At 44.8% G+C, this 22,867-nt stretch carries 16 protein-coding genes and 1 pseudogene; 9 read left to right on the forward strand and 8 right to left on the reverse strand.

All coding sequences use genetic code 11. The features are described 5' to 3' along the window. The first annotated feature begins 17 nt into the window (after positions 1-17). The 4 genes and pseudogenes from QL919_RS03935 (at position 18) to QL919_RS03950 (ending at position 6,987) form a co-directional block, all read left to right on the forward strand. A complete protein-coding gene (locus tag QL919_RS03935; protein ID WP_290188278.1) occupies positions 18-1,658 on the forward strand; it encodes an RNA-binding domain-containing protein in 1,641 nt (546 codons plus the stop codon). A 217-nt stretch (positions 1,659-1,875) separates the two neighbouring features. Further along, on the forward strand, positions 1,876-4,917 hold the full coding sequence (locus QL919_RS03940) for a type I restriction endonuclease (RefSeq protein WP_290188279.1): 3,042 nt from the start codon (positions 1,876-1,878) through the stop codon (positions 4,915-4,917). 71 nt (positions 4,918-4,988) lie between these two features. After that, positions 4,989-5,638: pseudogene (locus QL919_RS03945) on the forward strand (IS1595 family transposase). Between the two features lie 461 nt (positions 5,639-6,099). Beyond that, a complete protein-coding gene (locus QL919_RS03950; protein WP_290188280.1) occupies positions 6,100-6,987 on the forward strand; it encodes a hypothetical protein in 888 nt (295 codons plus the stop codon). A 364-nt stretch (positions 6,988-7,351) separates the two neighbouring features. Here QL919_RS03950 and QL919_RS03955 read toward each other — a convergent pair whose 3' ends face one another. Further along, positions 7,352-7,501, reverse strand: a complete 150-nt coding sequence (locus QL919_RS03955; protein WP_290188281.1) for a hypothetical protein — start codon at positions 7,499-7,501, stop codon at positions 7,352-7,354. A 121-nt stretch (positions 7,502-7,622) separates the two neighbouring features. On the opposite strand from QL919_RS03955, the gene QL919_RS03960 reads away from it, so the two are divergent. The 4 genes from QL919_RS03960 to QL919_RS03975 all read left to right on the forward strand — a co-directional run bounded on the left by QL919_RS03960 (position 7,623) and on the right by QL919_RS03975 (position 10,883). Beyond that, positions 7,623-8,411 carry a YdcF family protein gene (locus QL919_RS03960; protein WP_290188282.1) on the forward strand — a complete coding sequence of 263 codons (789 nt, stop codon included), beginning with the start codon at positions 7,623-7,625 and terminating at the stop codon, positions 8,409-8,411. Between the two features lie 85 nt (positions 8,412-8,496). Next, a complete protein-coding gene (locus QL919_RS03965) occupies positions 8,497-9,180 on the forward strand; it encodes a YetF domain-containing protein (protein ID WP_290188283.1) in 684 nt (227 codons plus the stop codon). Between the two features lie 170 nt (positions 9,181-9,350). Continuing rightward, positions 9,351-9,914, forward strand: a complete 564-nt coding sequence (locus tag QL919_RS03970) for a PLDc N-terminal domain-containing protein (RefSeq protein ID WP_290188284.1) — start codon at positions 9,351-9,353, stop codon at positions 9,912-9,914. A 6-nt stretch (positions 9,915-9,920) separates the two neighbouring features. Then, positions 9,921-10,883 (forward strand): phospholipase D-like domain-containing protein, encoded by a 963-nt coding sequence (locus QL919_RS03975; protein WP_290188285.1) that lies wholly within the window; start codon positions 9,921-9,923, stop codon positions 10,881-10,883. 138 nt (positions 10,884-11,021) lie between these two features. Here the strand turns inward: QL919_RS03975 and QL919_RS03980 are convergent, their stop codons facing one another. The 7 genes from QL919_RS03980 to rsmH all read right to left on the reverse strand — a co-directional run bounded on the left by QL919_RS03980 (position 11,022) and on the right by rsmH (position 20,721). Then, positions 11,022-11,939 (reverse strand): putative RNA methyltransferase, encoded by a 918-nt coding sequence (locus QL919_RS03980; protein ID WP_290188286.1) that lies wholly within the window; start codon positions 11,937-11,939, stop codon positions 11,022-11,024. Positions 11,940-12,181: 242 nt separating this feature from the next. After that, the gene (mraY, locus tag QL919_RS03985) at positions 12,182-13,300 is read right to left on the reverse strand and encodes a phospho-N-acetylmuramoyl-pentapeptide-transferase (RefSeq protein ID WP_192528835.1); all 1,119 of its coding nucleotides are present in this window, start codon (positions 13,298-13,300) and stop codon (positions 12,182-12,184) included. A gap of 3 nt (positions 13,301-13,303) precedes the next feature. Beyond that, complete coding sequence (murF, locus tag QL919_RS03990) at positions 13,304-14,758, reverse strand: UDP-N-acetylmuramoyl-tripeptide--D-alanyl-D-alanine ligase (protein ID WP_290188287.1); 1,455 nt, start codon at positions 14,756-14,758, stop codon at positions 13,304-13,306. Positions 14,759-14,900: 142 nt separating this feature from the next. Next, positions 14,901-16,670 (reverse strand): UDP-N-acetylmuramoyl-L-alanyl-D-glutamate--2,6-diaminopimelate ligase, encoded by a 1,770-nt coding sequence (locus QL919_RS03995; RefSeq protein ID WP_290188288.1) that lies wholly within the window; start codon positions 16,668-16,670, stop codon positions 14,901-14,903. A 79-nt stretch (positions 16,671-16,749) separates the two neighbouring features. Further along, positions 16,750-18,849 (reverse strand): penicillin-binding protein 2, encoded by a 2,100-nt coding sequence (locus QL919_RS04000; protein WP_290188289.1) that lies wholly within the window; start codon positions 18,847-18,849, stop codon positions 16,750-16,752. Continuing rightward, positions 18,846-19,376: a cell division protein FtsL gene (locus tag QL919_RS04005; protein WP_290188290.1), complete on the reverse strand. Its 531-nt coding sequence runs from the start codon at positions 19,374-19,376 to the stop codon at positions 18,846-18,848. The genes QL919_RS04000 and QL919_RS04005 overlap by 4 nt, the downstream gene beginning before the upstream one ends. A gap of 307 nt (positions 19,377-19,683) precedes the next feature. After that, positions 19,684-20,721: a 16S rRNA (cytosine(1402)-N(4))-methyltransferase RsmH gene (gene rsmH, locus QL919_RS04010; protein ID WP_290188295.1), complete on the reverse strand. Its 1,038-nt coding sequence runs from the start codon at positions 20,719-20,721 to the stop codon at positions 19,684-19,686. Between the two features lie 458 nt (positions 20,722-21,179). On the opposite strand from rsmH, the gene gltX reads away from it, so the two are divergent. Further along, a complete protein-coding gene (gene gltX, locus QL919_RS04015) occupies positions 21,180-22,709 on the forward strand; it encodes a glutamate--tRNA ligase (protein WP_290188291.1) in 1,530 nt (509 codons plus the stop codon). Positions 22,710-22,867 lie beyond the last annotated feature (158 nt).

Consider the following 22,867-nt stretch of genomic DNA (forward strand, 5'->3'; position numbering starts at 1 on the left):
ACAGCTAAGTGACCCTCATGCCCAATGCCATCAACCAATTATCCGAGCTGCTTGAGACCAACGAAAATGAAGTCGTTGAGTTTAAAGAAGCCAAGACGCAGTATGACTTTAAGAAGTTATGCAAGTACTTCTCAGCGCTTAGCAACGAAGCCAACCTAAAGGCAAAGGATTGCGCGTGGCTGGTATTTGGCGTTGATGATGATAAACATATCGTAGGCACACAAGCCTACGCGGATGACGCGTTATTAGATAAGCTAAAAAAAGACGTGGCCGACCGTATGACAGGGCGTGTGACCTTTACGCCTATTCATGATGTCGACCACCCCAATGGCAGAGTGCTACTGTTACAGATACCTGCCGCGCCGCAAGGCATGCCCATTGCCTTCGACGGGCATTACTACGGGCGCGATGGCTCATCGCTTGGCGCGTTAAATCTCAATGAGCTTGAGACCATGCGCGCACCATCGCAGGTTGATTGGAGTCGGTACACCATCTTGGACGCCAGCATTGATGATCTCGACCCTGACGCTATTGCCTTCGCGCGGCTTAGATTTGCTGACAAAAACTCCAAGTTTAAAGAAGAAATGAAAGATTGGGATGATCGTAAGTTCTTGGATAAAGCCAAGCTGACCATCAAAGGACAAATCACCCGCGCTGCTATTTTATTACTAGGCAAGAGCGAATCTGAGTATTTAATTAACCCCGCTTCTGCAAAAGTCACTTGGATACTGAAAGATAAAGACGGCGTTGAGAAGGATTATGAACACTTTAGCTGTCCGCTATTGCTGGCCGTCGATGAAGTATTCGGTAAAGTTCGTAATCTCAAGTATCGCTATATGCAAGGCAATACCTTGTTTCCTGAAGAAGTGGATCAGTATGACCCCTACCTAATCAGGGAGTCCTTGAACAATGCCATCGCCCACCAAGATTACACACGTGGCGGCCGCGTGAGCCTTGTTGAGTTTGAGGACGGTAGGTTAGTCATAAAAAACGAAGGGCGGTTTATCCCGGTCAGTGTTGAAGCGGTGGTCAAAAAAGACGCTCCTGAGCATCGCTATCGTAACAAGTTTTTAGTTGATGCGATGGTCAACCTAAATATGATCGACACCATCGGTAGCGGCATCAAAAAGATGTTTATGATTCAGCGCAACAAGTTCTTTCCATTACCAGAATACGACTTGACCAACAACAAGGTTGAGGTAACCATTTACGGTAAGATTATCGATCCCGCTTATGCGCAAAAGCTGGCGCAATCGCCTAATCTATCGCTTGAGGATATTATCCTACTCGATAAAGTACAAAAGGGTAAGCTGCTAAACGACTATGAAGTTAGATATCTTAAAAACCGTCAGCTGATCGAAGGTAGAAAACCAAACTATCATATCGCCAAGCACATCGCGAAACAGACCGATGAGATGGCAACTTACATTAAAAACAAAGGGTTTGATAATCAGTATTATAAAGATATTATCTTGCAATGCCTTGAAGACTTCGGTGAAGTGAAACGGGCAGTATTTGATGAGATACTTTTTGAAAAGCTACCAGACGTGTTATCCGAGCAGCAAAAAAAAGCCAAAGTACGAAACCTACTACAAAGTTTACGCAGAGAGAATAAGATCACAGCACGAGGTAAGACTTGGAAGCTAACAGATAGGTGAAAAGGCTTGGTATTATTTAGACATTCAGTACAAATTTTTAGACATTCAGTACAAATTTTTAGACATTCAGGCAGATTTTTAAACATTCAGGCAGATTTTTAAACATTTAAGCTTAATTTTAGACATTCAGGTGTGATTTTAGACACTGAGATATAGATTTAGACATTGGTGATCATGCACCACCCAATCACATTGATAATAATAAAAAGGATCTGACATGGCAAACCAACCGTCTACATTTAGTGAACGCGAGCTTGAAGACCATATCGTGAATAGCATGGTCGGCATGGGCTACATTCAAGGCGCATCCAATGACTTCGATAAACGCTTTGCAATTGATAAGGTTTTGTTTTGGCAGTTTCTGCAAGACACACAGCAAGATGAGCTGGATAAAATCATCAAGTTTAACCCCAATGATTGGCAAGATAAGATCTTGCATAGGCTTGATCGTATCATCAAAAAAAACGGTATTCTGCATATTTTAAAACACGGCTTATCCGTCGATGATGCCGCCTTTAATTTGCTCTACCCTGCCCCACTTGCCAGTAGTAGTCAAAAGGTTAAAGATAACTATCAAACAAACCTATTTAGCATTACCCGCCAAGTGTATTATTCAGCCAATGAGCCACGCAAGTCCATTGACCTTGTGCTGTTTATCAACGGCTTAGCCCTTATTACCTTTGAGCTAAAAAGCACGCATAAGAGCCAAACGGCACGGTTTAACGCCCTCAAACAATACCAAAACGATCGTGACCCAAAAGAGCCGTTATTTAACTTCGCACGCTGTGCGGTACACTTTGCGCTAGACAATCAAGAAGTCTATATGACCACACGTCTAGCTGGTGCTAAGACGTTTTTTTTGCCGTTTAATAAAGGCAACAATGGCGGCAGTGGTAACCCGCTTAATCCTGATGGCTTTAAGACCGCTTACTTATGGCAAGAGGTATTGGCGCAGGACAGCTTGGTAAATTTACTCAGCCACTTCATACGCTTAGGCTGTGATGACCCTGACATCAAAAACCCTAAGCTTAATGACAAAACGCTGTACTTCCCTCGCTATCATCAAATGAATGTGGTCAGACGACTTATCACTGACGTGCAAGAAAACGGTGTCGGTAAGCGTTACCTGATCCAACACTCAGCAGGCTCAGGCAAATCCAACTCAATTACGTGGCTTGCCTATCAGCTGATCGAAGCGTACCAAAATCCAAGTCATGATGACCAATACCATACCGCAGAGATTCAAAAGCCGCTCTATGATTCTGTTATCGTGGTCACTGATCGCAGGCTACTGGACAAGCAAATCCGCGATAATATCAACCAGTTTAGTGAAGTCAAAGGCATTATCGCTCATGCCGAGCGCTCTAGCGATCTGCGTGATGCGTTAGAATCTGGCAAAAAGATTATTATCACCACCATCTTTAAGTTTCCGTGGATACTTGATGAGATCAGCGAAATGGCAGATAAGAAGTTTGCCATCTTAATCGATGAAGCCCATAGCTCGCAGGGGGGCTCAGTCAGTGATGACATGAATAAAGCCCTTGGCGTAAAAGATGACAACGACACTGATCAATCTAATGATGCAGAAGCGCACGAGGACAGCCAAGATAGAATTAATAAGGCCATTGAAGCTAGAAAGATGCAAGGGCATGTCAGCTATTTTGGTTTTACCGCTACACCAAAAGACAGCACGCTTGAAAAATTTGGCATCAAGCAAGCCGATGGCAGCTTTGAGCCGTTTGATTTGTACTCGATGAAGCAAGCCATTCAAGAAGGCTTTATTCTTGATGTGATCAGTAATTACACCACGTTCCAGTCGTATTATCAGATTCAAAAAACCATTACAGAAGATCCTAAGTTTGACACCAACAAAGCGCAAAAGGCGCTAAAAGCGTACGTCGAGCATACTGAGCAAACCATCACTACCAAAGCTGAAATTATGCTTGATCACTTTATGGATAACGTCTATGGCAAAAACCGTCTGAATGGTCATGCCAAGGGCATGATCGTCACGCAAAATATCCCAATGGCGATACGTTACTACAAAGCCCTAAACAAACACCTCAAAGAAAAAGGCAATCCGTTTAAAATCCTCATTGCTTTCTCTGGCAGCAAAAAGGTAGACGGTATTGAATATACTGAATCTGGTATGAATGGCTTTGAAGAGTCTAAAACCAAAGACGCCTTTGATACCGATGAATATCGCTTACTCGTGGTGGCGAATAAATACTTAACTGGATTTGATCAGCCAAAGCTCAGCGCCATGTATGTCGATAAAAAACTGGCAGGCGTACAAGCGGTACAGACGCTCTCACGTCTCAACCGTTCCGCGCCAAAGTATGGCAAAAAGACTGAGGACTTATTTGTACTCGACTTTTATAACACCACCTCAGATATTAAAGCTGCCTTTGATCGATACTACACAGCGACCACTTTGTCTGAAGCGACTGACATTAATGTCTTGCATGAGATCAAAGACAATCTAGACAGCAAAGGCGTGTACGAGGCACATGAAGTTATAGAGTATGCCGACCTGTTCTTTGGTAACGAGCCTATGGAAGTGCTGGAGCCAAAGGTAGATGTTTTTGCCGATCGCTTTAACGATGAGCTCAATCTATCAGATGAAACTAAGATCGAATTTAAGATGCAAGCCAAACAGTTTGTTAAGCTCTATGGCAGAATTGCAGCGATCATTCCATTTAACATGGTCGATTGGGAGCGCCTATATTGGGTACTAAAACCATTGATCCCGAAGCTAAACGTGCAAACCACTGAAGATAAAGCGTTAGATGAGCTGCTAGAATCGGTCAACCTCAATACTTACGCTATTGAGCGTACCGCATTGGGGCAAAAAATCACCCTCACCGATGATGAGGGTGAATTAAAACCATCTAACCCTAATCCGTTAGGCGTCTATGATCCTGAATCTACAGAGGACGTATTAGATAAAATAGTGGAAGAGTTTAATGAGCGCTGGTTTGAAAACTGGCACGCAACACCTGAAGAGCAGCGCTTTAAGCTTGTAAACTTGGTTAAGCGTATTCAGGAGCATCAAGACTTTAAGTATAAATATAATAGCCTTGAAGATGAGCAGGCACGCAAGCTGGAGTTTGCTAATATCGTCAAAGAGATTGTTGTCTCAGACCGCCGTAAGGAAGTGGACTTTTATAAAAAGTTTGTGAGTGATGAGAACTTTCAGATGGCATTTATGCACAGCCTACGGATGCTGGTGGATAGAGAGGCTGATGAAAAGCGATAAGGAACAGATTAGATGGATATTAATAAGATAAGGGGCTGTCCTAGATAAGTAAAATTATTTAGGATAGCACTATGAGAAAGAGTAAACTAAGTTGGTATAAACAAAGCAGACTCATCGAGTTATTTGTTGCTGGTTCTACCGCCAGAACAGCAGCAAGCCTAGTTGGTGTTAATAAAACGACAGCAGTTATTACTTTCATAGGCTACGAGTGCTTATTTACGAGAATAGTCAAGACCCTGGTCTATTTGAAGGCGAAATCGAAGTAGACGAATCATACTTTGGTGGCACTCGTAAAGGCAAGCGAGAGCGAGGTGCTGGTAGCAAAGTGCCCGTGTTTGGTCTATTAAAGCGTAATGGCAAGGTCTACGCTTGTATTATACCCAATGCTAAAGCAGATACTTTGATCCCCATCATAAGAGAAAAAGTGAAGCCTGATAGCATTGTTTATACTGACTCATTTAAAAGCTATAACGCATTAGATGTCAGTGAGTTTACTCATTATCGTATCAACCACTCTAAAACCTTTGTTAATGACAAGAATCATATTAATGGTATAGAGAACTTCTGGAACCAAGCTAAACGACATCTACGTAAGTTTAACGGAGTTCCAAAAGAGCATTTTCACTTCTATTTAAAGGAATGTGAGTGGCGTTTTAATCACAGTGACCCAAAGTCGCAATTACTACAATTAAAACAATGGGTTAAACAGGGTTTGAACTAGTTATCTAGGACAGCCCCAATACTTTTTATGAATATTATAAGAAAGGAGTTATTAATAAAAAATATACTAGTGATGAGTCTGAAGATTTAATTAAAGGAGTTGAGGACTATTCCTTTACTAAACAAGAGGACCTTTTGTTTGTAGAAGATAAGCATAGTTTTACTCCTGAGGCTTATGAAAAATTTTTAAAGGAGAGGTTTAACTTGATTATTGAAAAATTTTATAGCCTTTATAAAATAAAACAACTTTAACACCTTAGCGTTCAGCTACACTTCTAATGGATTAATCGCACTTTTTTACGTGCACACAATGAGAACACTACCAATATCATAGTTAAGAGATCGTTTGATCTATTCGGGGTGGGGCAAGCAGTATTAAGCAATTTAAGCGGTGATATACAAAGATAAGAGTCATTAATCAACAAATAGCTCAAAGGCTGACTATTAATTAATAGGATAGAAATGCGCAAAGAACAAAAGATATTATTTATTGCAGATAAGCCTTCTTTAATCAACGCTTATAATATTGCAAAGTTAGTAAATGTTAACTCAATATCTACTCCAGCAGTAATAAACGTTGCTAAATTGATCGTGACTAATAGTATGATTGATACCATAGCAGCTGCAAGAACTGCGGCAAATTTTTTTTCAAAAGGTAAAGTTTCTACTCCTAAGATAAGCAATGAAGTTATGTTAGCAGCTATTCAACAATCACTAGGTTTAGGCGCTACAGTAAGTTATGTTCCTTTGAATGAAGCAAGCAATATTGCACTAGGTATGGGAGAAGTTCCTAGAAATAACTGCTTTTATATCTCGCATCCTATAAAAGATGATATATACATACCTTTACAAGATTATAATAAACTATTAGCAAAAGAAAAAAGTAATGTGTTCATGGAACTTGCGGCTGCGCTAGGTGCAAAGTCTATATACTTAGAGGACGCAAGCTTTTACAACACTAAGGGTCAAATAGAAACTGACTTCAGTGTGTTAAAACCTGCAGCTATGGATATTGGTATAAATGCAAAATTTGAGAAAGATGGCAGTATAAAAAAGGAAGTCTACTCCTCTTTTGATGAGCCTAGAAGAGCGCCAACTGTCCCTATACATTTACAGACGTGGGTTGATATCGATTCTGACTTAAGCCTAATGGCAACTCATAGATTAAATAATGGACTGCGTTCGCATCAAATTAGCCTGACGTTTGATGACAGTTTAAATGGCGCAGCAGAGACAACCGCAATAATAACTTCAACTAATAAAGGCGTTAGTCTCAAAGCATCAGCCAGTAGAAACATCTCATCGACATGGGTTTTTAAAGTCGAATATCATTCGATTGATGATGAATAAAACAGGCCTAACCAAAAAAGCTTTTTTAGTGATAGTATATGTTTGAAACCAAATAGCACTGTAGAAATATTTGGTTACGATTTATCCTGAGATAAATCCCAATATACCTCTTGCATCCAATACTTAGAAGATGTTGGTCTAATAGTTGGTCTAAATCACGTTATATAAACAACAATCATTTTAAAATCAATTACTTATATCTATAGTTAGACTTCCTCCTTCACCGCCAATCTTACTCTGCTTTATCAAAGCCTCTAGTTTTCCACTCTATCCAAATTTCTTTAAAACATCTGCTAAGTGTTAAGCAATAACGCTTAACTTTATCTTGCCTGATTTTTCTAGTTATTTTATTTAAACTTATTTACTAAACCCCGCCTGCGCCTTTACTAGACGCCTCGCTGTTTTCTACCAGTATCGCGGCAGCGGTTTTTTTGAGTATCGCCCACTGTTCATCATCGACATGAATGCCCTCCTTCCATGAGCGCTGATGGGTCTTAAACAGCTCATCCGTCAATATCTTATAATCAGAATATTATATTTTACTAAAAATCTAAGTTAACGGTAGCTAGCTCAAGGATTATATCGTTGGTATTATAATTATCTTGCAGTTCATTAAACACAAGCAGTTTTCAGCTATGTCCAAAACCTTACTCATCCGTATACTCCTACTCATTGTCGGTATCATCATCACCATAGACTGCGCTGTATTGATGATTATTGGCAAGATTAACTTTGGCTCAGTAGTGCCATTTATTATTGGCGTAATTTTTGTCATTCATGGCATTTACTGGGAACGAATTCGCCGTTTCATCAGGCATCACCCTCTATTTAAGCGAGTATGGTATGGCTTATGGGGTTTGTTTATCCTGTGGCTTATCAGCTTTATGGTGTTTGTTTGGTCACTGCAGCAGCAGATTGAACGAAGCCAGCAGCCAGCGCCGACAGTGGCAGCTATCATTGTATTAGGTTCAGGCACAGTCGCAGGCAAACCCACTCCTACCTTAGCCAAGCGCTTAGATACTGCGGCGCCTCTCATTGATGCACAACCAAACGCCATAGTAATAACCAGCGGTGGTGTTGGTTTTCAGCGTAGCCGTAGCGAGGCTGATATCATGGCGTCCTACTTACACGAGACGCACCGCATTCCGTTTGAACGCATCCTACAAGAAGGTAAAAGCACCAGTACAGAAGAAAATTTAGCCAATAGCCAAGCCCTATTAGCGGCGCAAGGCGTCTCTATTACTGACCCTATTGCTATCGTTACCAGTGATTTTCATACCATTCGCGCAGCCAGGATTGCGCGACATCAAGGCTATACACACTCCATCACTATCGCCAGTCCAACACCGTTATCCATTCGTTATAATGCTTGGTTCCGTGAGTATTTTGCTTTTGTCAGCGGTTGGTTATTCGGAGAATATTAACGCGCCTTATGATACGGTAGCGTAGTGCTCTTATCAGTGAAAACCAAAAGCAATCGATAGTGAAGTTTTAAAAAGGAAGTCAGACATGGATTGGGCAGGTATTTTTATTCACGACACCACTTGGGCGTTCGCGGCTGAGGTGGCTCTACGGGCGGCGGTGATGTTTGGTCTCATCATCATGTTTTTACGCTTTACGGGTAAGCGCGGCGTGCGTCAGCTGTCTATCTTTGAGCTGACCATTATTTTATCACTAGGCTCTATTGCTGGTGACCCCATGTTCACCGAAGATCTACCGATTATCCAAGCTGTGATTATCATGAGTGTGGTGATTGGCCTGTACCGCCTATCTACTTGGTTTATGATGAAGTACCAGCCTTTTGAATATTTATTGGAAGGCAAGCCCGTCTATATCGTCGAAAATGGGCTGTTGGTACTGGAGAAAATCAAGCAAGGCAAGATGTCGCATGATGAGTTTTTTAGTGAGATGCGCAGGCAGGGAGTTGAGCATTTGGGGCAAGTTCGCATTGGTCTGCTTGAGACCGATGGCAACTTTAGCTTGATATTATACCCTTTAGATGACACCCGTTATGGTCTGCCGCTATTCCCTAAACCTTACAAAGCCGTCACACAAGTAGAGCCAAACTTTCATTATGCTTGTATGTACTGCGGTAACGTCGACCATCTCACGCGCGCTGATGAGTTATGTATGCGCTGTAAAAATAAAAGCAGGCGTTGGGCGAAAGCAATCAACAATGAAATCGTGACTTAAAGCATGTCCTAAGGAGTATCCTCGTAAAAAAGCCACATTCTTATTTTTTATAGGCTTATGTTGCTACCGTATTGATACTGGTACTAATATGGATACCAATCAACACGGTTGATATTTTTGAGTGCGTTATAATCAGTAAAAACTGCCGATAAAAAATAACGGATGGCCTCATGCTTTTGGATATTTTCTTAACCATTCATTTTATCTTGCTGATATTAATTTCATTGCGTGTTCTGGCTCGCCATGACTTAACCTCACCTGCACGGTTGGCTTGGATTGTCATCCTTTTCATTTTGCCTTACCTTGGCGTTGTGGTTTATTGGATGTTTGGCGAGGTGCATTTAGGACGTGATTTTACCCGCGAGCGTGAGCAAACGATTGATAGACTGCGTGCACGTAATCCCGAGGTGCTTGGCAGTCATTCAGCATTGGTGCAAGCCGTCAAACCTGAGTATCGAGCAGCATTTGCTTACTCTGCCAATGCCACAGGCTTTCATACAACGGTGGGCAACCAAGCGGAGCTGATGGCAGATGCAAGCGAGACGCGCAGACGCATGATTGCTGATTTTGATGCGGCGACCGATCATATCCATGTGTTGTACTATATTTGGCTAATTGATGGTATGGGTATCGATACGGCCCAAGCATTGATACGGGCAGCAAAGCGCGGCGTCACCTGCTGCGCCATGGTTGATGGGATGGGTTCACGTAAAATGGTGCGCTCAAAGTTATAGCAAGAGATGAAAGACGCAGGTGTCCAAGTCAGCGTCGCCCTACCGATCAGCAATATCTTAAAGGTGATGATGTTTAGTCGTATTGACTTGCGTAATCACCGCAAGATTACCGTGATTGATGGCAAAATTGGCTACTCTGGAAGTCGCAACTGTGCCGATCCTGAGTTTTTGGTCAAGCCTAAATTTGCACCGTGGGTGGACATTATGCTGCGAGTCGAAGGACCAATCATAGCGCAAAATCAGATGCTATTTGCCAGTGATTGGCTAAGTGAAAACCCCTATACGCCACTCGAAAGCTTTGCATACTACACACAACCAACAATTAAGCCCCATACAGAGCCGCAGGGGTCTTATGCTATAAAAAATGAGGTAGATAACGATTCAAATATTGTTTTAAACAATGATGAAAAAGTGCACAACGGCTTTGCCGCACAAGTATTCTCTGACGGACCGACACAGCGCCACGGTACCACGCCGCAGTTTTTGGGTGCATTAATTAGCCAAGCACAGCGCAGCCTCATTATATCAACGCCCTACTTTGTACCTGACTATTCACTGGTCAGTATTTTATGCGCCACAGCCTACCGCGGTGTAGACGTTACGATGATTTTTCCACAAAATAACGACTCTATCGTTGTTGCTGCCACCAGCCATAGCTACTATTGGCAACTGCTTGAAGCCGGAGTGAAAATCTATGAGTACAAGCCAGGCTTATTACATGCAAAAACCTTGACTGTCGATGGGGAGATTGGCCTGATTGGCTCGACCAATTTAGATTTGCGTAGCTTTGATTTGAATTATGAAAACAACATCGTTTTTAGTGATAGAGCACTTACCGCTGACATCGTTGAGCGTCAACATCAGTATATTGCTGACTCTGATGAGGTGACCCGTGAGCAGGTCGAAAACTGGCCGCTGCCCTACAGGATTTGGAATAATATCGTTGCGACAATGGGACCTGTGTTATAAGTGGCATTTTAACGCATTTAGACGACTATTCATTGAAACTCACTGAATTGAGGACACGCCCTAGAGTAAGGTCGCCATCCAATCATTTAAAAAGTGTACTCCTCATTTAACAAGCGCTCCATTCATTTGAAAAGCTGCTTAGGTATTAGCACTCTTTTGCAAGACATACACCACAAACTTGGCCTCTGTCTGAAATGGCGATGTCTCGCTACTGGCGAGCAAGGCTTGCCGATTTTCTGCGCGAGCACGATAAGCATAAGGCGTCATGGTCATCAAATCAGCCAATTCATCTGCCGATAGTCTCAGTACCGTACTGACACGATGTGTACCTATCAGCGTGAATAATGGCGCTAACTCTTGTAAGAACTTATCAGAATCATGCTCGCGTACACTATCAAACAATGCCTCACGCATCGTTGCTAAATGCCCAATATCAGGCTTGGCTATGATTAAATACCCTGCATCAATCAATACATCAGAAAACGCCTCTGGCAAAATAGGGCTAAAGATACTACTGATACCTGTCACGCTATGAGCGTGCAATGGCAGATGAGCTGCACTGGTCACCAATGGATAAATGGCTGTCTTAGCAGCGCTATCTTTGTCTTTCTGATACCATAATTGACTGGCTGCCTTGCTGACTTTAGCAAGCGTAGACACGGCAGGCTTGCTGATATCAGCCGCTATCAATGTCTCTATGACATCTGCTCCCATTTGCGCCATTGCTTGGGTATAGTATCCCTCACCGCAACCGACATCCAACCAGTTGACAGCAGCTTTATCTCGCTCCGCCACCGATGTGGTTACTCGCTCATATTGCGCCAACAGTTGCGCCATTTGCTGCCCAATTAACGCTTGTAATAGCTGATAATGCCCTGCATTCAAAAACCGTTGACGTGCATCGATAGAGGCCTGGCTATCACCAGGCGCTTTGGACTTCTTTTGTTGCACTGGTAACAGATTGACATAGCCCTGACGCGCCACGTCAAACGGATGCGAGGTTTGTTTTGGATGCAAGCTGCCATCACAGCGCCATGTATCAGTTGCTGGCTGCATGGGTGAGTGGCAAAGGGGACAAATAAATAAAGACACGGGTTTCTCAAAATCATACAAATATGGCTGTCATTTTAACAAAATTCAGGCCTATCAAGGCATAAAAGGCACGATAAAAAATAAGGCATGATAAAAAACAGAGAGAAGACTCTATAATCAGCCAATAAAAAAGCCATCTCAATTTGTGAGATGGCTTTTTGACAAGATATTTATTTAAGACAAAAAGATGCTTGGTGAGAGTATGCTTAACGCAGTTTTAACGTCATCAAACCCAGAATCACAAGGAGAATGGCAATAATCCAAAACCTTGCCACCACTTGCGTTTCTTTCCAACCAATCTCTTCAAAGTGATGATGCAGTGGCGCCATCCGAAAGACACGTTTTTTGCGTAGTTTATACGAGCCAACCTGTAGCATCACGGACAACGCTTCAGCGACAAACAGACCACCCATAATGGCAAAGGCAATCTCTTGACGAGTCATGACAGCAATCGTACCGAGCATCGCGCCAAGCGCAAGTGCACCCACATCACCCATGAATACTTGTGCAGGATGCGCGTTAAACCACAAGAAGCCAAGACCTGCCCCTATCATCGAGCCACAGACAATAATGACCTCAGAGTTGTAAGGAATATAAGGCACATGCAAGTAATCAGCGAAGCGCACGTCACCTGACACATACGCCATAGCACCCAAACCTGCCGCAACCAATACCACGGGCAAAATAGCTAGGCCATCCAAACCATCGGTTAAGTTGACCGCGTTAGAGGCACCATTAATCACAAAATAAGTAAAGATAATAAACCCAATACCAAATGGTACCGCTGAGAATGGAATAATCCAATTCTTAAAGACAGGCAATAGTAAATCCTGCATCTCGCGGGTGGTTGCGATATCTGGCTGTAGTGTGGCGATATAGTATAACGACACCCCGACGAACAACGCGCCCATCGATAGCCAAAAATATTTTTTGCGAGCAATCAAGCCTTTCGGGTTTTTATATTTAATCTTCAGCCAATCATCAGCCCAACCGACTGCGCCAAAGATAATCATGACGATGAGCAAAATCCACACATAAGGATTGTCCAAGCGCGCCCACAGTAAGGTTGATATCCCAATCGCACTCAGAATCAACACCCCACCCATGGTCGGCGTGCCTGTCTTAGCCAAATGCGACTGCGGCCCATCATTACGAATGGCCTGCCCATACTTGAGTGCACGCAAATGCCTAATGACTCGTCCACCGAAGAACATGCTAAAAGTCAGCGCGGTAACAACCGCAAGTAACGCGCGTAGCGTCAATGAAGAAACCGCAGAAAACGGCGTATAATACTGGCCAAGCCAGCTAAATAACCAAACTAACACCGCCTACTCCTCGACTAGCGCATTGATAAGTGTTTCCATTTCCATGGAACGTGAGCCTTTGAACAACACAGTACAAGGCTTCGCTTGTTGCGCTTGCAAATACGGCTGTAAATACTTTAATAAACTGTCTTTATCAGCAAAGGCATGTGCGCTGATGTCAGAAATCTCTTTGGCACCTGCCACGGTGTATTCTGCATATTCACCGACACAAAGCAGTACATTGATACCAGTAGTGGCAATGGTACGTCCCAAGCTTTGGTGCTCACTGACTGCCGCATCTCCCAGCTCACCAATATCACCCAAGACCATGACTTGGGTGCCCGTTTGCGCCGCCAGTACTTTGGCTGCTGCGCGTACCGAATGTGGGTTGGCATTATAAGTATCATCGATAAGACGATGCATACCCAGTATCTGACTATTCAAACGACCTTTGGCTGGACGTGCATTTTCTAGCCCAATCACGATGTCACTGACAGCGATATTGAGCGCGTGTGCACAGGCAGCCGCCGCCAAGGCATTATTGACATTATGCTCACCAGCCAGTGGCAAATTAATATCATGAACTTGGCTACCAATATGCAATTTAAATTCGCTGCGTTCAGGCTCGACATCGAGATGACTGGCACTGACGTCAGTATTACCAAAGCCAATCACATGTGATGTATGATTTTCAGCGATACGGCGCAGTTTATTGGTAAAGTCATCCTTGTCAGGGACAATCGCAAACTGCGCATCGGTTAAGGTGCTATAAATCTCTGCTTTGGTTTGGCAGATACCATCACGACTGCCAAACTCACCCAAATGAGCGGTGCCAATGTTTAGAATACAAGCCACATCAGGCTGTACAATCTCAGTGGTATAAGCAATCTCACCAATGTGATTGGCACCCAGTTCTAGGATGGCATAACGATGATGATCTGATAGCTCAAGCAGCATCATTGGCACGCCCAAATCATTGTTTAGGTTGCCACGGGTGATGAGCGTCGGCGCTAATCTACCAAAGATACTGCCTAGCATCTCTTTGCAGGTGGTCTTACCGCTAGAGCCAGTAATGGCAATCACGGTCAAATCTTTATGTTGCTGACGACGATAAGCAGCCAATTGCCCTAATGCCAAACGAGTATCACTCACAACCAGTTGCGGGATACTCGTAGAGATAGGACGAGAGACGATGGCTGCAACTGCACCTTGCGAGGCTGCCATATTGATATAGTCGTGACCATCAAAGTTCTCACCGCTCAATGCCAAAAAGACATCACCCGTCTTTATCGTGCGGGTATCGGTGGCGATACGGTTGCTGGTCACAGCATTTTTTGCTAATTCTGTCTGTCCGGCGTTTACTTGTTCTGCTGATAGCTGCCAATGACCATCAAGTGAGGCTGTCGCGGCGAGCAAATTATCCACCTGCCAGACATAGAGCCCTGGCGACTGGATGGTATTGTCGTTGTCGGCTGTCATAGTGATTACCTTGTATGATGACTACTTAATTTTTATAAATACTGTATTGTTAGACTTAACACTCTTAATAATAACGGTTGGATAAGGGCTGAGATGTCAAAAAATCATGGCAATGTTAATCATGACAATTCACACTACTTCCTTATACTCGCCCAACTTTTTCTAGCGCGTGCTGCAAGACAACACTGTCATCAAAGTCATAACGAACGTTATTAATCTCTTGGTAGGTCTCGTGACCTTTGCCAGCGATAACGACGATATCATCATGGCTCGCTTGGCTGACTGCGTACTCAATCGCAGTTTGCCTGGCCGGCTCGATATGGGTGCGCTGGTACTGCTCATCGCTCATTCCAGCCTGCATATCTTGCAAAATCGCCTTTGGATCTTCGGTACGCGGATTATCAGCCGTTAATACAACTTTGTCTGCCCCAGCCAACCCCGCTTGCGCCATTAACGGACGCTTGCCTGCATCACGGTCACCGCCGCAGCCAAACACTGCCCATAATTGACCGTCACAATGCGTCCGCAAACTGGCCAAAACCTGACTGAGTGCGTCAGGTGTATGCGCGTAATCAACAATAAAGCAGCCATTCACAGACGGCACACGCTGCATACGTCCAACGGCACCTTGCAGCTGCGGCACAACCTCAGCGATACGCTCTATACTAACGCCTAGTGCGACAGCGGCTGCGATAGCGGCGAGTAAGTTAGCAACGTTAAAACGTCCCAGTAGTGGACTGACTATACTGATTTGAGTGTCTAAAGGCGTAGGTGGGACAATGTCAGTGGTATCAGCTTTGTCATTAATATTGACGGTCGCGCTAAAGTCACACCGTAGCGCAATTTTCACGCCCTCTAAGCTTGGGGTAATATGATCGGCGACAAAGGTTGCAGATTTTGTCGCACCCAAACTGTACGTCCATACCGTCAAGCCGCTGACATGAGCTGTATCTAACATGACCTGAGCATGCTCATCATCAATATTAATAACCGCATGCGTCAACGCTGGAAAGTGTGCTTTATCAAACAGTTTGGCTTTTGCCGCGGCATACTCCTCCATATCGGCATGATAATCTAAATGGTCGCGGCTCAAGTTGGTATAGATTGCTACAGACACTGGCATGCCTTGCAAGCGCTGCTGATCTAGACCATGGGAGCTGGCTTCCAATGCCAATAATTCAGCATTCTCGGTACCCATTTGATATAAGAATTGCTGAACCGCTAAAGCATCACCAGTGGTATGGCTGGCCTGCACCAATGCCCCAAGTCGACCATTGCCCGCGGTGCCCATCACTGCGCTGCTCATACCCGCTAGTTGGGTCAGCTGCGCCACCAATTGGCTGATAGTGGTCTTGCCATTGGTACCTGTCACCGCTACTACCTGTGGCAAATTCACAGGCTGCTGATATTGCAAGCGTGCTTGGATGAGACTGCCTAAGAAGTCTCGAATAGCGGGTATATATAGGACAGGACAAGGCAGTGCCTCTAACAGATGCTGACCATCGAGGGCGTTATCATCAGTCAGCGCAATATTAACGTGCGGTGGTACATTCGCTTTGCTAAGCAAAGCTCTAGGATCAATTTCTGAGACAATGAAAGCAGCACTTTTGGCAGCCTGCAACAGATAGTCACGACTTTTTTGGCAGTTGGGGATATGGCTTTTTAAGAGAATAAACACGTCGTTTGCCGATACCTGACGGCTATCTAAGCGAAACTGATCAAACGGTATCTCAGCAACCGACGATGTATGAGACATTTGAGATGTCTGATTTGACACGCCCCCTGATGCATCATCTATGGCGACCATCATCGTGGCTAACGGCGACTTTAGCGGACTGCTATTGCTGTTATTAACCTCCATTAGCTGCTGTAAGGTAACAGTGCTACTGGGCGATGATGTAGACAGGGTCATTGGCGAATCCTAAATTGGCAAATCCTAAACGGTTAAAAACTCAGCTTATCAAAAGCTGAACACTCAATTATAGTGATATTTATGGTGCTTCGGTTTTCAGTGGCTTATCTAAAGGCACGTTATACAAACGCAGCGCTTCTTTCATCACATTATGAAAAACTGGCGCCACGGTCAAACCCGCATAAATCTGCGCTCGCGGGTCTTCGATGAGCATCACGCCTACAAGCCTTGGGTTTGATGCCGGTGCCATACCAGCAAAGACGTTACGATACTGATCGGTATAGTAGCCACCGTTCGGGTTGATACGGCGCGACGTCCCTGTTTTACCAGCAACGCGGTAACCATCAATAGCGGCACCTTTAGCCGTACCACCTTGCTCGGTGACGCTCTCCATCATCTGTACGATAGCCATCGCCTGCTCATGTTCCATAATACGCTTGCTCGGCTGCGGCTTGTCATCTTTGATTAATGTCAGCGGATGCATCACACCACCTGCCGCCAAAGCTGAATACGCCTGCGCTACCTGCGCGAGTGTCACTTGTAGACCGTAGCCATAACTGACGGTCGCACGGCGTGAGGTTTCTTTCTCTTTTGGTGTGACCACTAGACCACTGCCCTCGCCGGGGAACTGCAATGGGGTTTTTGCTCCAAAGCCGAACTGCTTTTGCATATTGGTAATAGCATCCGGCGGCAAAGATAAAGCAATCTTCGTCGAGGCCACGTTACTAGATTTCTGTAACAGCGTGCCCATATTAATCATACCCAAATTATTATGGTCGCGAATGGTATAACCACGGACACGAATCGAACCAGGATTGGTATCAATTAATGAGGTCGCGGTATATTTACCTGAGTCTAAGGCGGCAGCAACGGTAAACGGCTTCATCACCGACCCTGGCTCAAAGACATCCAGCAGCGCGCGGTTGCGTTGGTTTTCACCGGTCATCTCATTTAAGTTGTTAGAGTTAAACGATGGCCATGTTGATAATGCCAACACCTCGCCAGTCTGTACATCAACAACCATACCCGTTGACCAACGCGCTTTTTGTAAGCGACCTGTCTTTTCCAGCTCTTTGTAGAGTAAATACTGTAGACGCGAATCAATGGTCAGCGCCACATCTTTACCCGGTATTTCTGGCTCGACTTGTTTAATCTCTTTGAGGCTGTTTTGTTTGGCATCTTTTAATACCAATACCCTACCATCTTTGCCTGCCAATTCTTTTTCGTACTGACGTTCAATACCAGCACGCCCTTCATAGCCACCTTCTGGATCGTTGGCATTTTGCCCCATAAACCCGAGCAATTGCGAGTTAGGCTGCGGCTGTGGATAATAGCGCTGAAAAAAGTTCTTCTCATAGACACCAGGGAAGTCTAGCGAGCTGACACTTTGGGCAATTTCTGGCGTGACTTTATTCAACAGCGGCAAATAATGCGAGCCTGCACCTGATGGTAGCGCTGCTTTGACCGCCTCTTCATCAGTCACATCGATACTGTCATCGATGGCCGTGACTCGTTTTAGCTCAGTGACTGAGATATTGGCCGCCGCTGCAAGGGTGGTCAAGTCCATATTGTCCAAACGTTTTTGCATACGCGCACGCAGTTGTGGACTGTCAGGATTGGTCAGAATAATACGTTTAAGCTCGTAGTATTCACGTGCATAATCATGCGGACTGAAAGAAACGGTCGCTAGCGGCGCGCTGACCGCCAGTGGCAAATTATTACGATCGGTAATCATGCCGCGGTAGGATTTTTGCGTGCGTACGCTGGTGATAAGCTCGTTGCCTTTATCTTGATAAAACTGCGCATTGGCGACTTGAATATAGTAAGCACGGCCTATCAACGCTGCCAATATGACCAGCGCCACACCCCAAACTGTTAAAAACCGAGTTTTATCTTGCTCAAAGCCGCCACGAGAAGAGGCGCCAGACGCTTTGTTTAAAAAGGTGGTTTTGCGGTTTTTGACACTAGTATAAGCACCTTGGGTATCGTTCTTTTTTAGACGACCAAACAGCTTGGCCTTGCGGCTACCTGAAGCGTTGCTATCAGCTTTACCGCTCGTCTGCCCAGATTTGGCTGCACTGGCGCGGCGTAACGGCTTAGTCACCTTACCGCTGGCGGGTTTTTTGCTGCTACTCTTGGCAGCAGCTTTGTCAGTGGCTTTAGACTTCTTCTCACTCATCGCCCTGCCTCCGCTACATCAGCATCGGTTGTAGCACTCTCAGAGACAGCATCGGGAGCCACATCAGGAGAAAGGTCGGTAGTAGCGACAGGCGTGACAACATCTGAATCATTGGTTGCGACCGCATCTGACTCTGTAGCGGCAGCGGGTGCCAATGCCGTCGCAGCACCTGGCTGAATAATCAGCTTATCCTTTAGCGTGGGTGAGTACATTCCCAACTCAGCGACTGCACGACTGGCGATTTGCGGCGTAGCACTAAAGGTTTGCTGTTCAATCAGCAAACGCTGATGCTCAACTTGGAGCTTGCGCTCTTGTTTTTTCATATCTTGCAAAGTTTTATAATCCTGATGGTATTGCTGAACTTCTTCGGCGGTCTTTATGCCGCTCCATACGATCGCAGCGGCTAACAGCAATAGTACGCCCACATAAATTCTGACCACATTAAATCGGCGCACGAATAGTTCGCCGACATCGGTGGTATGGGGCGTAGCGGTGCGACGGTTTGCAGGTTTGCCAGATATTGCCATGACGATCTCAAAAAAGTGAACTTAAAATGTAAAATCGGTAACTGTATCAGCATCATGAATATCATGATTCGTCAGCACCATCAAAAAACAACCATATCAACCAATCATAGCCATAAACGATAAGTAGTCCAAAAAGCCAAGCCAACCAAATACGCTAAACAAAAAAGTAACTGCTGAGCCTAGCAGGCAATATTTACAGCTTTTTAACAGTAGCGTAGTTATTAGAACATTTGGGCATTATTCAGATAGAGAATAGTAACCATATACTACGTAATAGCTTTCTATTGAATAGCTCGCCTACCTAGCTCTATTGCTTGTCATCAGTCACGTACTCAATATCGCTGCGAGTCGCCAATCGTAACCATGCGCTACGCGAGCGTGGATTTTGGCTGACCTCATCTTTGCTAGGTCCCACGCGTTTTGGCTTGCTAAAATAACGTGGACGCTTAGGCGGCATCGGCAAGTTTTCATCTTCTAGATACTGGCCTTTACTATGACGTTGCAAAAACTGCTTAATACGGCGATCTTCTAAGGAGTGAAAACTAATCACTGCCAGCTGCCCACCCGATTTTAGAATCGGAATGCTTTGTTCTAAAAAACTATCAACATCGCCAAGCTCATTGTTAATGAAGATGCGCATCGCCTGAAAACTTTGTGTTGCTGGATGTTTACCACGCTGCCAGTTTGGATGCGCCACCTTTATCACTTCTGCTAGCTCAAGCGTCGACTCATAACTGTCCATCTGCTTAATCGCACGGGCAATGCGGCGGCTATGGCGCTCTTCGCCAAACTCATAAAGCACATTGGCTAGAGTTTCATCATCGACTTTCTCTAACCACTCGGCAACAGACTGTCCGCGACTGGTATCCATACGCATATCGACCGCGCCATCGCGCATAAAACTAAAACCGCGACTGCCATCGTCAATCTGCGGTGAGGAAATACCCAAATCTGCCATTAGCCCATCAACTTTCGTGATACCCATCGCCGCTAAACTGTCAGTCAAGGTCGCAAAGCTGTCATGCACCACTTTTACGCGGCTGTCAGTACTTGCCAATTCGTGAGCAACGCTAATGGCCGTTGGGTCTTTATCAAACACAATCAAGGTTGCATCATCGGCCAACTGACTCAATAGCAAGCGACTGTGACCACCACGTCCAAAAGTTGCATCGACGTAGATGCCACTCATTTGTAAGCTATTCTGTCCTGTATCGTCCGTTTGCTTGGGCAGTGATCTGACACCCAACACCGCGGCGACCGTTTCTTGCAATAGCACCGCATCATGAACAAAGCTCAATTCATCAGAGGTGGACTTGTCTGTGACAGGCTCTTGAGCAGGCTGAATATCAGACTCGCCCAGCTTAGCGGCAGCACTGTCTACTGCAGACAGATGATCTGCCGACTCAGCATTATCAGTGGCTGACGAAGTGGTTGTTTTAAGATCTTGCTTACTTTTTGGCTTATTATTCGATATGGACACAAACGACTCAGTAGATGACGACCATTTTGGTCAGTAATAGTAAAAAATCAGATGAAAATAAACAAGTTATGACTTGCCTAGCATTATTATCGCAAGGATACACTGGTAGTCAAGCGCTAGGAGGGCTTTTCGTTAAAAATATCCCATCTCTCTGTTATACTAGCGCTATATTTTACGCTATTTTTCCACATGGACGGCTATTGTTTATGCCGTATTTTTTGTGCAGACCTTTGATTCACATTTGTCATTGGCATTTTTAACCATTATTTTTTATTGCTATTTTTGACTGCCATATTCATTCACCACCCTATTCTGAGATTTTTATGATGCAACCATCAACTTCTACTAGCAGTACGCGCCCTGTCCGTACTCGAATCGCACCCTCTCCGACTGGCTTTCCGCATGTCGGCACCGCTTATATTGCGCTATTCAATTTAGCCTTTGCCAAAGCCCATGGCGGCGAGTTTATTTTACGTATCGAAGACACTGACCAAACGCGCTCAACCGAGCAATCTGAAAAAATGATTTTGGATGCGCTACGCTGGGTCGGTCTTGACTGGGCGGAAGGTCCAGATATCGGCGGTCCACATGCACCTTATCGTCAGAGCGAGCGTAGTGATATTTATAAAAAGCATGCAGAGCAGCTGATAGAAAACGACCATGCGTTTCGTTGTTTTTGTACCAGTGAAGAGCTCGATACCATGCGCGCTGAGCAAATGGCCAATGGCGAAACGCCGCGTTACGATGGTCGCTGTGCCCATTTAGCACCTGAAAAAACCGCGCAACTGGTAAGCGAGGGCAAACCAAACGTCATTCGTATGCGCGTGCCAACCGAAGGCATCTGTCAGGTGCATGACATGCTACGCGGCACGGTTGAGATTCCTTGGACACAAGTCGATATGCAAGTATTGCTAAAAACCGACGGCATGCCAACCTACCATCTAGCCAACGTCGTCGATGACCACTTGATGAATATCAGTCACGTCATGCGCGGTGAAGAGTGGCTAAACTCTGCACCTAAGCATCAGCTGCTTTATGAGTATTTTGGCTGGGAGATGCCTGTGCTTTGCCACATGCCGCTACTGCGTAACCCTGACAAATCAAAGCTCTCTAAACGTAAAAACCCAACCTCTATCACCTATTACCGTGATGCCGGCGTACTACCTGAAGCGCTGCTCAATTATCTTGGTCGTATGGGCTACTCAATGCCTGACGAAGCTGAGAAATTTACCTTAGAGGAAATGATTGCCAGTTTTGATATTCAGCGTGTGTCGCTTGGCGGTCCTATCTTTGATATCGAAAAGCTCAATTGGCTAAATGCTGAATGGCTACGTGAACTCACGCCTGAACAGCTAAAAAACAAAATTTTAGAGTGGGCAAGTGACAGCGATAAATTAACCGCTATTGCCGCCGCCATTCAGCCACGTATCGAATTACTGTCTGATGCCGTCAATTGGAGTGGCTTTTATTTCCAGAACCTCCCTGATATCAATGCAGAAAGCTTTACGCATAAATCACTGACGCCTGAGCAAATCATCGAAATGCTACAACTGGCGCTTTGGCAGCTAGAGACCTTACCGACATGGTCAGAAGAAAATATCTATGCCACCCTAAAAGGCCTTGCTGCGCATCTAGATATTAAGATGCGCGACTTTATGGCACCGTTCTTTATCGCTATCGCTGGTAGCACCTCATCGACGCCAGTGATGAACTCTATGGCGATTATCGGCGCTGACATGACGCTGACACGCTTGCGCCATGCAGTTGACGTTCTAGGCGGCTTGGGTAAAAAGAAGCTGAAAAAGCTTGAGAAACAAGCGGCAGAATTACCAGACTTCTTAGCTGATAAATAGTTTGGCTGCTGAGTAATAAGTCAGATGAACCACCCACCACCTAAAGAGGTAGGGGTTTCTTAGGTAATACCCATACTTGATACGATATTTTGTATCAGCGGTTAGGCAAATGGACTAAGCTAACCCCGTCGTACCGACGGTTTTGATTGTTGCCAGTC

Source organism: Psychrobacter sp. APC 3426 (assembly GCF_030408035.1).
Lineage (GTDB): Bacteria > Pseudomonadota > Gammaproteobacteria > Pseudomonadales > Moraxellaceae > Psychrobacter.